At 70.9% G+C, this 11,597-nt stretch carries 11 protein-coding genes; 7 read left to right on the top strand and 4 right to left on the bottom strand.

Annotated elements, in window-relative coordinates:
• Positions 1-40 precede the first annotated feature (40 nt).
• Positions 41-415, top strand: coding sequence for a F0F1 ATP synthase subunit epsilon (locus ACZ4AA_RS34300; RefSeq protein WP_467611360.1), 375 nt, complete (start codon positions 41-43; stop codon positions 413-415).
• Positions 416-575: 160 nt separating this feature from the next.
• The gene (locus tag ACZ4AA_RS34305; RefSeq protein WP_451403583.1) at positions 576-1,022 is read left to right on the top strand and encodes a DUF2550 domain-containing protein; all 447 of its coding nucleotides are present in this window, start codon (positions 576-578) and stop codon (positions 1,020-1,022) included.
• A gap of 85 nt (positions 1,023-1,107) precedes the next feature.
• Here ACZ4AA_RS34305 and ACZ4AA_RS34310 read toward each other — a convergent pair whose 3' ends face one another.
• Positions 1,108-2,934, bottom strand: a complete 1,827-nt coding sequence (locus ACZ4AA_RS34310) for a glycosyl hydrolase family 18 protein (RefSeq protein WP_467611362.1) — start codon at positions 2,932-2,934, stop codon at positions 1,108-1,110.
• 345 nt (positions 2,935-3,279) lie between these two features.
• Positions 3,280-3,852: a cob(I)yrinic acid a,c-diamide adenosyltransferase gene (locus tag ACZ4AA_RS34315; RefSeq protein WP_467611364.1), complete on the bottom strand. Its 573-nt coding sequence runs from the start codon at positions 3,850-3,852 to the stop codon at positions 3,280-3,282.
• A gap of 207 nt (positions 3,853-4,059) precedes the next feature.
• Between ACZ4AA_RS34315 and ACZ4AA_RS34320 the strand changes: the two genes are divergently transcribed.
• From ACZ4AA_RS34320 to ACZ4AA_RS34330, 3 genes are all read left to right on the top strand, one after another.
• The gene (locus tag ACZ4AA_RS34320) at positions 4,060-4,908 is read left to right on the top strand and encodes a 3-hydroxyacyl-CoA dehydrogenase family protein (RefSeq protein ID WP_467611366.1); all 849 of its coding nucleotides are present in this window, start codon (positions 4,060-4,062) and stop codon (positions 4,906-4,908) included.
• Positions 4,909-5,123: 215 nt separating this feature from the next.
• Positions 5,124-5,447, top strand: a complete 324-nt coding sequence (locus ACZ4AA_RS34325) for an STAS domain-containing protein (protein ID WP_261707178.1) — start codon at positions 5,124-5,126, stop codon at positions 5,445-5,447.
• A gap of 362 nt (positions 5,448-5,809) precedes the next feature.
• Positions 5,810-8,293 (top strand): ATP-binding protein, encoded by a 2,484-nt coding sequence (locus ACZ4AA_RS34330; RefSeq protein WP_467611368.1) that lies wholly within the window; start codon positions 5,810-5,812, stop codon positions 8,291-8,293.
• A gap of 73 nt (positions 8,294-8,366) precedes the next feature.
• Here the strand turns inward: ACZ4AA_RS34330 and nucS are convergent, their stop codons facing one another.
• A complete protein-coding gene (nucS, locus tag ACZ4AA_RS34335) occupies positions 8,367-9,038 on the bottom strand; it encodes an endonuclease NucS (RefSeq protein ID WP_467611370.1) in 672 nt (223 codons plus the stop codon).
• A 365-nt stretch (positions 9,039-9,403) separates the two neighbouring features.
• Between nucS and ACZ4AA_RS34340 the strand changes: the two genes are divergently transcribed.
• On the top strand, positions 9,404-9,796 hold the full coding sequence (locus ACZ4AA_RS34340) for an SCO5389 family protein (protein WP_266762851.1): 393 nt from the start codon (positions 9,404-9,406) through the stop codon (positions 9,794-9,796).
• A gap of 105 nt (positions 9,797-9,901) precedes the next feature.
• On the opposite strand, the gene ACZ4AA_RS34345 is transcribed toward ACZ4AA_RS34340, so the two are convergent.
• Positions 9,902-10,930 carry an LLM class flavin-dependent oxidoreductase gene (locus ACZ4AA_RS34345; protein WP_467611372.1) on the bottom strand — a complete coding sequence of 343 codons (1,029 nt, stop codon included), beginning with the start codon at positions 10,928-10,930 and terminating at the stop codon, positions 9,902-9,904.
• 243 nt (positions 10,931-11,173) lie between these two features.
• On the opposite strand from ACZ4AA_RS34345, the gene ACZ4AA_RS34350 reads away from it, so the two are divergent.
• Positions 11,174-11,506, top strand: coding sequence for an ATP/GTP-binding protein (locus ACZ4AA_RS34350; RefSeq protein ID WP_467611374.1), 333 nt, complete (start codon positions 11,174-11,176; stop codon positions 11,504-11,506).
• Positions 11,507-11,597 lie beyond the last annotated feature (91 nt).

Raw genomic sequence — 11,597 nt, forward strand, 5'->3', positions numbered from 1 at the left:
ACCCGGCAGCAACGCCGGGTGGTGACCCGAGGAGCCCACCTTGGCTGCTGAGCTGCACGTCGAGCTCGTCGCCGCGGACCGCAGTGTCTGGTCCGGCGAGGCCACCCTGGTCGTCGCGCGTACCACGTCCGGCGACATCGGCGTCATGCCCGGTCACCAGCCGCTTCTCGGTGTGCTGGAGTCGGGCCCGGTGACCATTCGTACGAGTGATGGTGGAACGGTCGTCGCCGCGGTGCACGGCGGTTTCATCTCCTTCGCCGACAACAAGCTGTCGCTGCTGGCCGAGATCGCCGAGCTGTCGGACGAGATCGACGTCCAGCGTGCGGAGCGGGCGCTCGAGCGCGCGAAGTCGGACGCCGACGCGTCCGCCGAGCGTCGCGCGGACGTCCGTCTGCGTGCGGTGACGAACCACTGACGATCGGTGCGACCCCGGCGCGTCGAGCGCCGGGGGAGCACTGTGCAAGGCTTTGCCTCAGCCGCGGCTGGGACCGGATCACTCCGGCCCTGGCCGCGGCTGAGGCAAATCCGGACGTTTTTTCTTTTCCGTTACCTAGGAGACGAGGAGGTCGGTGTCGATGGTCCTCGCTCTGACTGTGTGCGGAGTGGTAGTGGCGCTCGTGGTGGTGGGGCTGTTCGTCTTCGGCCTCCGACGCCGGCTCATCCAGCGTTCCGGCGGAACGTTCGATTGCAGCCTGCGCTGGGACGTCCCCGAGAAGGGTGACCCCAGTGGCAAGGGCTGGAGCTATGGCGTGGCCCGCTACAACGGCGACCGGGTCGAGTGGTACCGCGTCTTCTCGTACGCCCCCCGACCGCGTCGTCTCCTCGAACGCTCCGCGATCGAGGTGGCCGGCCGTCGCGCCGCCGACGGCGAGGAGGAGCTCGCGCTGCTCTCGGACGCGATCATCCTGGCCTGCCTCCACCGCGGGACCCGCCTCGAACTGGCGATGAGCGAGGACGCGCTGACCGGATTCCTCGCCTGGCTGGAGGCGGCTCCGCCCGGCCAGAGGGTGAACGTCGCCTGAGACCCACGGAACAGCGAACCGCGGACAGACCCTGAGGCCTGCCCGCGGTTCTTGGTGCGTTGTGGACCGGTGTCCGGTCCGGTGATCAGCTCAGGCCGGTGTTGATGGCGCCGACCAGTTCACCGTTGCTGGTGTCACCGCTGAACTCCCAGAAGAAGGCGCCGCCCAGGCCCTGGCTCTTGGCCCACGACATCTTCGTCCCGATGGTGGCCGGGGTGTCGTACGACCACCAGTTGTTGCCGCAGTAGGCGTACGCCGTGCCCGCGACGAGGCCCGTGGAGGGGCAGGACGTCTTGAGGACCTTGTAGTCCTCGATGCCCTGCTCGTAGGTGCCGGCCGCCGGGCCGGTCGCCGTGCCGCCGGGCGCGGCCTGGGTCACGCCGGTCCAGCCGCGGCCGTAGAAGCCGATGCCGATGAGCAGCTTGCTCGCGGGCACGCCCTTGGCCTTGAACTTGGCGATCGCGTCGGCGGTGGTGAAGCCGGGCGTCGGGATGCCGCTGTACGAGGTGAGCGGGGAGTGCGGGGCGGTCGGGCCCTGCGCGGCGAACGCTCCGAAGAAGTCGTACGACATCACGTTGTACCAGTCGACGTACTGCGAGGCGCCCGCGTAGTCGGCGGCGTCGATCTTGCCGCCGGAGGTGCCGTCGGCCGTGGTGGCCGCGGTGACCAGGTTGCCCGTGCCGAACTTGGCGCGCAGGGCCTGCATCAGGTTCTTGTAGGCCGCTGCACCGCTGGTGTCGCAGGAGAGACCGCAGGCGTTCGGGTACTCCCAGTCGATGTCGATGCCGTCGAAGACATCGGCCCAGCGGGGGTCCTTCACGAGGTTGTAGCAGGAGTTCGCGAACGCGGCCGGGTTGGCCGCCGCCTGGGCGAAGCCGCCGGACCAGGTCCAGCCGCCGAAGGACCAGAGGACCTTGAGGTTCGGGTACTTGGCCTTGAGCTCGCGCAGCTGGTTGAAGTTGCCGCGCAGCGGCTGGTCCCAGGTGTCGGCGACGCCGCTGACCGACTGGTCGGCGGTGAAGGCCTTGTCGTAGTCGGCGTACGAGTCGCCGATGGCGCACTGGCCGTTGGTGACGTTGCCGAAGGCGTAGTTGATGTGCGTGATCTTGGCGGCCGAGCCCGACGTCACCAGGTTCTTGACGTTGTAGTTGCGGCCGTAGATGCCCCACTCGGTGAAGTAGCCGAGCTTGACGGCCTTGCCGCTGGGCGGCGGGTCGGTGGTGCCGCCGGTGGTGTGGACCGCGACCGCGCCGCTGACCGAACCGGTCTGGTCGGCGGTGTCACGGGCCTGGACCGTGTACGAGTAGTCGTTGCCGGCGGTCAGGCCGGTGTCCGTGTACGAGGTCGTCGTCACGGTCGCGACCTTGGTGCCGCCGCGCAGGACGTCGTAGTTCTTGACGCCCTTGTCGTCGGTGGCCGCGCTCCAGGAGAGCTTCACCGAGGTGTCGGTGACGGAGGAGGCGGTGGGGGTGCCGGGCGCGGAGGGCGGGTTGTCACCGGGGACGGTGGTGCCGCCGTCACAACTGCCGCCGTTCAGCGTGCAGTTGGAGGGAGAGCCGGAGCCCGCTCCGTTGAAGCCGAAGGAGACGGAGGCGCCCGCGGCGAGGCTGCCGTTGTAGGACTTGTTCTTGGCGGTCCAGTGGGTGCCGGAGCTGGTGACGTCCGCGTCCCAGGCCGAGGTGACCGAGGTGCCGGACGGGAAGTCCCACTGGATCGTCCACGAACTGATCGCGGCGCTGCCGGTGTTCGTGACCGTCCACTTGCCCTCGAAGCCGGTGCCCCAGTCCTGGGTCTTGGCGTACGTGGCGGTGGCGGTGGCCGCGGCCTGGGCGGGACTCGCGAGTCCGACCAGGCCGGCCAGGGGGAGCAGCAGGGTCGCGAGCCCTGCCGTCGCGCGTTGTCTGAAGCGCATTCCGCGCCTCCTCGGGGGAGTTGAGGGGGAGGGGCGTGACTGAGCCTTCACACCCACGGTGCCGTGAGAATAGGAAGGTCTGGACCATGGGTCAATAGGTCTGGACCACTGTTTCGCTCTCGTGATGGAGTCTCAACTCCGTTGAGCGGAAGGCACATTGGCGGTTGGGTGCGTGATCGCGACGCCCCGGCAGGCGGCTGACGTGGGCCTTCGCCTCCCCGCCCGCGCTCCGCCGGAGCCGGTGACGGGGACGGCGAAGGGCGCCCGCGGCAGCGGGCTCGACATGATCTTCGAGCCCGGCGCGGACGCCCTTCGTGCGGTCTGGCGGGTGGGACCGGGAGTCGCTCAGCGCTCCCCGCCGGGGACCCACAGCACGTCGCCGGTGTCCTTGTTGGCCGTACGGGCCAGGATGAACAGGAGGTCCGAGAGCCGGTTGAGGTAGGTGGCGGTGAGCGGGTTCATCGCCTCGCCGTGGACCTCCAGCGCGGCCCAGGTCGAGCGCTCGGCCCGGCGCACGACCGTGCACGCCTGGTGCAGGAGCGCGGCGCCCGCGGTGCCGCCGGGCAGGATGAAGGAGCGCAGCTTCTCCAGCCGCTCGTTGAACAGGTCGCAGTCCGCCTCCAGCCGGTCGACGTAGAACTGCTCGACCCGCAGCGGCGGGAACTTCGGGTCCTCGGCCACCGGCGTCGACAGATCCGCGCCGACGTCGAACAGGTCGTTCTGCACACGGGTGAGGACCTGGACGACCTCGTCCTCCAGACCGCCCAGCGCGATCGCCGTGCCGATGACGGCGTTGGCCTCGTTGGCGTCGGCGTACGCCGAGATCCGCAGATCGGTCTTGGCGACCCTGCTCATGTCTCCGAGGGCGGTGGTGCCCTGGTCGCCGGTCCTGGTGTAGATGCGCGTCAGATTGACCATGGGGCCAGCCTAGGCGGGGGGCGGTACCGCCCGAAGGGGAGGGGCGCCGGGGCCGGGAGGACGGCGGCGGTCACCGTCGGGACCGGACGTGACGGGTGTCTCACGCCCTGAGACCGTGACACGCGTTACTTACCGGTTTCACGCCCCCTTCCGAACGCTACTCTCCGCCGAAGAGGCATACACAAGCAGCGTGTTAAGGGAGTCTGAGTGGCTGGGAAGCTCGCCGTCATCGGAGCCGGACTCATGGGGTCCGGCATCGCCCAGGTCTCCGCGCAGGCGGGCTGGGACGTCGTTCTGCGCGATGTCACCGACGAGGCGCTGAACCGCGGCCTCGACGGCATCAGGGCCTCGTACGACAAGTTCGTGAGCAAGGGCAAGCTGGACGCCGCCGACGCGGAGGCCGCGCTCGGGCGCATCACGGCGACCACCGACCTGGACGCCGCCGCCGAAGCGGACATCGTCGTCGAGGCGGTCTTCGAGAAGCTCGAGGTCAAGCACGAGATCTTCCAGGCCCTGGACAAGATCGTCCGCCCGGACACCGTGCTCGCCTCCAACACCTCCGCGATCCCGATCACCAAGATCGCGGCGGCCACGGAGCGCCCCGAGCGCGTCGTCGGCGTGCACTTCTTCTCGCCGGTCCCGATGATGCAGCTCGTCGAGCTGGTCCGCGGCTACAAGACCAGCGACGAAACGCTCGCCACCGCGCGTGCGTTCAGCGAGTCCGTGGGCAAGACCTGCATCGTCGTCAACCGCGACGTCGCCGGGTTCGTCACCACCCGCCTCATCTCGGCCCTCGTCGTCGAGGCGACGAAGTTGTACGAGTCGGGCGTGGCCACCGCCGAGGACATCGACCTCGCCTGCCGGCTGGGCTTCGGTCACGCCATGGGCCCCCTCGCCACCGCCGACCTCACGGGCGTCGACATCCTGCTGCACGCCACCGGCAACATCTACACCGAGACCCAGGACGAGAAGTTCGCTCCGCCGGAGCTGATGCGCCGGATGGTTGACGCCGGTGACATCGGGCGCAAGAGCGGGCAGGGCTTCTACAAGCACTGAACGATCATGCGGCGGCCGGGATCCGGCCGCCGCATGTGCCACGGACACCGCGCACACCTCTCGGACGTCACTCCATGAGGTGAATTCGGTATCGGTTCGCTTACAGACGGCAACCTCCGCGGCCCTCAGGCAGTCACACCATGCACACCATGAAGACGCGAAGACGCGGAAGCAGACACACGCGGAGCTACGAGACGCATTCTCGGGGAGCGCATATGTACATCAGGGGCGACCACGCCGAGCTGGTCGTCGGGGGCCGCCTCGACGTGCGCAGCGCGGCGGACGCCCGCACGGTCCTGCACTCGGCCGTCGACGACGGAGCGGGCGATCTGGTGCTGGACCTGTCCGAGCTGGACTCCTGGGACGCCACCGGCCTCGGTGTCATCATGGGGGCCCACCGGCGCGCCGGGCGATGCGGCCGGCGGCTCGTGCTGCGCGGAGTGCCGCCGCAGATGCAACGCCTGCTGGTGGCCACCCGGCTGCACCGGATCCTGGCGATCGAGGGCGGTATCGGGGTCGAGTCCCTGCCCCGGGTGTGACCCGAGCACCTGCTCCGGGTACGACGCGCGTACCTGCCCGGGCGGGACCCGGGTCCCCGGCCGGGGTGTGACCCGAGCGGGCGCCCCGTAGCTCCACGTGTGCGACCGCGCACGCCCCGGGCGCCATGCCGAGCCGGGGCCCTGAGCGGCGCGCCGGGCCTGTCACGTGCACAATCCTCACGAAGCTGTGACGGTTCGGACGGCGCGGTACCCCGCCTGTTCGTAGATACTGTGCGAAGGTTTAGGGTTCGGCTGCCCGCCGACCGAAACCCTACGAGCGGGCACCGGACCAGAAGCGACGAAGCGCTGTGCGGCCAGGCCGGGAGGGCATCGGCACACGACGCTTTTGGGGGGCTTGGAACATGGACCCGATCGACCGGGGCTCCGAGGACTACGGCCATGACGACGAGGGCCAGGTGACTCGCCCGCGCCCGCCGCGCGACCCGCTCGCAGCCGACCTCGGACAGCACAAACCCGTACCCGTGCGCACCGTCAGGCTCGTGGCCGGCGAATTCGCCCTCACGGTCAACCCCGTCGACGGCAGCGAGATCGAGAACTGCCCGCCGCACGAGCGGCCCGGGACACCGGCCAAGCGCGGCGCATCCGAACGCGCCGACCTGGACCGCGCGGCCCGCCCGCCCGCCCCGCCCGGCCCGGCACAGCCCCGGCTGCCCCTCCTCGAACGCGACGAGGAGCGCGAGCAGCTCGTGCGCCTCCTCGCCCGCGGACGCTCGGTACGGCTCACCGGCCCCTCCGGATCGGGCCGCACCGTCCTGCTGGACGCCGTCGCCGAGGACTGCGCGGACCTCGCCCCCGACGGCGTCGTCCGCCTCTCCGGCTACGGGCGCACCGCGAGCGATGTGCTCCACGACCTGTTCGCCGCCGTCTACGAAGCCCCCCAGCACCGCCCGGACCACGACGAACTGCTCGTGCTCGTCCGCGAGATCGGCGCGGTCGTCGTCCTCGACGACGCGGAGATCGGCGGCAGCGCCCTCGACCTGCTGCTCGACGCCACCCCCGAGTGCGCCTTCGCGATCGCGGCCACCCCGGACATACCCTTCCCCTCGGCCCACGCTGAGGTGGAGGAGGTGCTCCTCGGCGGCCTCGACCGCAGCGGCGGCCTCGAACTGCTGGAGCGTGCCGTCGGACGCGTCCTGAGCGAGGACGAGTCGAACTGGGCGGGTGACCTCTGGTTCGAGTCCGAGGGACTGCCGCTGCGCTTCATCCAGGCCGGAGCACTGCTGAGGCAGCGCGACCGGCTCCAGGCCAGCGAAGAGGCCTTCGACGACTACGGGGTCTTCCAGGAAGCCCCGGCCGACGCCCCGTTCCGGGCCGGCGACGGCGCCGACGTACCGCTGCCCTCCCTCGCCGAGGGCGCCGCGCCCGCCGCGCTGCTCGCCTCCCGGCTCAGCGAGTCGGCGCGCGCCACCCTGCGTTTCGCCGTCGCGCTCGGCGGCGAGGTGCCCCACCAGGCCCATCTGCCCGCGCTCGTGGGCGACACCCACGCCGACGCCGCGCTCGCCGAGCTCGCCGCCTCCGCGCTGGTCTCCCCGGCCGGCTCCCGCTACCGGCTGGCCGCCGGGGTGCAGGCCCAGCTGGAGGCCTCCGGATACGCGGAGACGCTCCAGGAGAGCGCGTCGGCCGCCGCCCGCCACTACACCTGGTGGGCCGGACACCCCTCGGTCACCCCGGAGCGGGTCTGCGCCGAGGCGGACGCGGTGCTCGCCGCCCTGGACGTGCTCGTCCCGGTCACCACCGCGCCGCTGGAGGAGGGCGACGAGCCCGTCTCCGTCCGGCTCGCCCGCACCGCAGCGCCCGCCTTCGCCTCCGGGCTGAACTGGAGCGCCTGGGAGCGTGTCCTGCGGCTCGGGGTCGAGGCCTCGGAACTGGCCGGCGACATCGCGGAACAGGCCTACTTCCACCACGAGTTGGGTGTCCTAGCGCTCTGCGGCCACCAGCTGGACCGGTCCCGCGCCGAACTGGAGGCGTCCGTCGCCCTGCGCGGCGAACTCGCGGACAAGCGCGGAATCACCTCCGGCCGCCGTGCCCTCGCGCTGGTCGCCGACCGCTCGGGGCCCCCTCAGCTGACCGGCGGGCACACCCCGGCGGGCGAGGAGGTGCCCGCCGCGCGTCACGACGAGTCGATGGCGCCTCCCGGGGTCGTCCCGTCCGCGTACGTCGTCACCGGCCCGTCGGGCGACACGGTGATGCTCTCCCGTCCGGGCCGCCCCGGCGTTCCCGCGGACAAGCCGCGGAGCGTCGCCGGACGGCTCGTCGCCGGTACCCGGCGCAACCTGGTCGCCGCGGGCGCGGGCGCGCTCCTCGTCGCCGTCCTCGGGACCGTGGTGACCCTCGGCGCGACGTCGGACCACCACGACGACACCCCGTCCGAGAAGGTCGGCGTCAACCCGTCCGCCACGCAGGACGCCCAGGACGACAGCCTGGGCGCCGACACGCCCAAGAAGGGCGACGACTCCTCGCCCAGCGCCGTGGCCAAGCCCACCGACCCGGGCCCCGACGGCACGTACGGCACCTCGGACGACCCGACGCCCTCGGCCACCAAGGTCCGGCAGCCGACCGGCGCGGCGAGCGCGACGCACACCAGCACGGCCAAGCCCTCGAAGTCGCCGTCCGGGACGCCCTCGAAGCGGCCCACGCACCGGCCGTCCTCGACCCCCGACCCGAGCCCCTCGGCCTCCGTGTCCACGAAGCCGCCGACCTCTCCGCCGCCCACGTCGGCGACGCCCACCGGTTCGTCGAGCCCCGGCACCTCCGACTCAGCGAGCGGCCCCGTGCCCACCGGCGCGACGCACACCTCGGCCACGTCGAGCGGCGCGGTGATCTGACCGTACGGAGAGACGGCGAAGGGCCGGGTCCGATGACGGACCCGGCCCTTCGCCGTATACGAACGCGGGGGGCTCAGAACAGCCGCAGCTTGTCGTCCTCGATGCCGCGCAGGGCGTCGTAGTCCAGGACCGCGCAGCCGATGCCGCGGTCGGTGGCGAGGACGCGGGCCTGGGGCTTGATCTCCTGGGCCGCGAAGATGCCGCGGACCGGCGCGAGATGCGGGTCGCGGTTGAGCAGATCCAGATAGCGCGTGAGCTGCTCCACGCCGTCGATCTCACCGCGGCGCTTGATCTCCACGGCGACCGTCCGCCCCTCGGCGTCCCGGCACAGGATGTCCACGGGTCCGATGGCCGTCATGTACTCACGGCGGATGAGCGAGTAGCCCTCGCCGAGGGTCTCGATGCGGTCGGCGAGCAGTTCCTGGAGGTGCGCTTCCACGCCGTCCTTGATCAGGCCGGGGTCCACGCCGAGTTCGTGCGAGGAGTCGTGGAGGATCTCCTCCATCGTGATGATGAGCTTCTCGCCCGCCTTGTTGATGACGGTCCAGACGCCTTCGTCGTCGCCCGACCCCTCCTTCAGTGTGCAGGGCGGCGACATCCAGTTGAGGGGCTTGTAGGCCCGGTCGTCCGCGTGGATCGAGACGCTGCCGTCCGCCTTCACGAGGATCAGGCGGGGCGCCGACGGGAGATGGGCGGTGAGCCGGCCCGCGTAGTCCACGGAACAGCGGGCAATGACGAGACGCATGGTCGGCAACGCTACTCGACCGGCGGTGCCGTACGCGATTCCCGTATCCCTTCCCGCGATCGCCGCCCGGAGCGGCACCCGCGGAGAAACCTGTGGTTCGCCCCAATTGTCCCCCGGGTCCCAGCCACTCGGCCCGGCCGGCGTTTTCGCGGGTCACCCCATTGATCCTGAAGGTCCCGTGTTCCGGCGTGGCCGATTGTCGGCCTACCGGGAGTTCGCTATGTGCCCATTCTCCTGGTGCCGTTACCTGCCGATGCTTACCGTATGAACGGGAGGTCGCGATACATGTACTCAGCGTGTTCGATATCGCGATCCCCGTCCCTGTCCGGCAACCCCCGAGGTATGGGGGTGCGAGAGGAGTACCCATGTCGCTCGACGTCTCACCGGCCCTACTCCAACAGGCCGAGCGAGGCGAGGTCGATGAAGCTGAATTCGTCGACTGCGTCCGGACCTCCCTGCCCTACGCGTGGGAGATGATCAGCTCCCTGGTGGCCCAGCTGAAGGTGGACGGCGGCAACTTCGCCGACAACCAGACGCCTCCGCCGGACGAGCAGGCACGTGGCCAGTTGCTGCGTGCGCTCGCGAGTGACGCGATACGCGGCGCGCTACAGCGGCACTTCGGAGTGCGGCTGGCCTTCCAGAACTGCCACCGGGTGGCGGTGTTCCCACTGGACGACTCGGTGGACGACACACTGGCACGCTTCACCTCGGTCCGCAGTCAGCTGCTCAACCAGTCCCCGGAGTTCAGGGACTGCTGACGCACTGATGCCGCATTGCTTGCCGCTCCGTACGCGGGAGGTGCATTGGTACCGGGGCGGCAAGCTCCCCGCGTGTCCGGCCCGTCGGGGCCGGACCCCGTGCGCTCACCTGAGCTGGGGCAGCACCTCGGCCCCGAGCCGTCGTACGTTCTCCTCGGTCGCCGCCAGGTCGCCCGAACCCTCGACGAGCAGGGCGAAGCGTGAGATGCCCGTGCGCTCCGAGGTCGCCGCGAGCCGGTCGGCGCACAGCCGCGGGGTGCCCACCGGGTGCAGCCCGCAGAGCAGTTCGGTGTACGCCACCGGGTCCCGCATCGAGCGGGCGCGGCCGTCGACCGTCACATGGGCGTCCAGTCCCTGCTTCAGCCAGCCCGGCATCGCCTTGACGAGCGTCTCGACGGCGTCGGTGCGGCGGTCCGCGATCTGGCAGACGCCGGCGGAGACGTGCGCGGCCATGAGGATCTCGTCCGTCGGGCGGCCCGCGGCGCGCGCGTGCCGACGCCACAGCGCGACCATTTCGGCCTTCTCCTCGTCCCCGACGTGCATGCCCAGAAGCATCGGCAGTCCGCGCTCGGCGGCGAGCCGGACGCTCGCGGGCGAGGTGCACGCCACGACCACCTCGGGGCCCGGAGCCCCGCTCAGTGCCTCCGACGGGCGCGGTACGACGGGGACTTCACGGAACGGGAACCGCTCGGAGGCGCCGGCGACGGACGGCTCGCGGAGCCAGCGAATCAGCAGATCGAGTGACTCCGGGAACCCGTGTTCGTATGCCGCGAGACCCGTGCCGAACACCTCCAGGTCGACCCAGGGGCCGCCGCGGCCGACGCCCAGCGAGAACCGCCCGCCGGACGTCAGATGCAGCAGGGCGGCCTGCTCGCCGAGCGCCACGGGGTGGACGGTGGGCAGCACGCTGACCGCCGTGCCGATCCGGATCCGGTCGGTGCGCCCGAGCAGATACGCGGCGAGTGTGATGGCCGACGGGCATGTCCCGTACGGCACGAAGTGGTGTTCGGCCAGCCAGACGGCGTCGAGGCCGGCCTCTTCGGCGACCTCGGCCGACCGCACCGCGCGGTGCAGGGCCTCTCCCTGGCCCTGGCCCGGGAACTGGGCAGCCAGTACAAAGCTTCCAACGTGCATCGAACTTCCTGCTTCCTCGGCTCCGACACGGAGCTCCCCCGACCGGCATAACCGCCTGACACGTGCCGAAGACACGGCCTTGCGGAGAGATTTGCGGATTGTCTGGGAATTGGGCTGTCCGGAGACGGCCCGAGGACGGTCCGAGGGGGGATCTGCGCGGGTCGGCGGCGTACGCGTACCCGTGTGCGTCCCGCGTAGGCTTGAGTCGGCCCCTGCCCCCTGTATAGCTCCGTGAGGTGTCCCTTGTCCCCGCGTCGCAACCGTCCGAAGGACGCCGGCTCGTCCGGCGGCAGCCCCGAGGAGGACTCATCGGACCGTTACGGCGGCTGGCAGTCCACGGAGAGCTGGCAGGGCGAGGAGTGGAGCGTGCGCCACGTGGCGGGCGCGAGCGCGCAGGGCAAGACCTACCGGTGCCCCGGCTGCGACCAGTTGATCCCCTCCGGTGTTCCGCACGTGGTGGCCTGGCCGGAGCACTCGGGCGTCGACGAGCGGCGGCACTGGCACAAGGCGTGCTGGAACGCGAAGGACCGCCGCACCTCGCGGGTGCAGCGGTCCCGTAACGCGCCCAGGTTCTAGGTGTATTGACCCGCAGCGTTGTTCACACGGCTGATGGGTGGCTGGCCTCCGAGGGCGGTGTGGCAGCGATGGTAGTTGTAGCCGTGGAGGA

Source organism: Streptomyces sp. NPDC024698 (assembly GCF_055559015.1).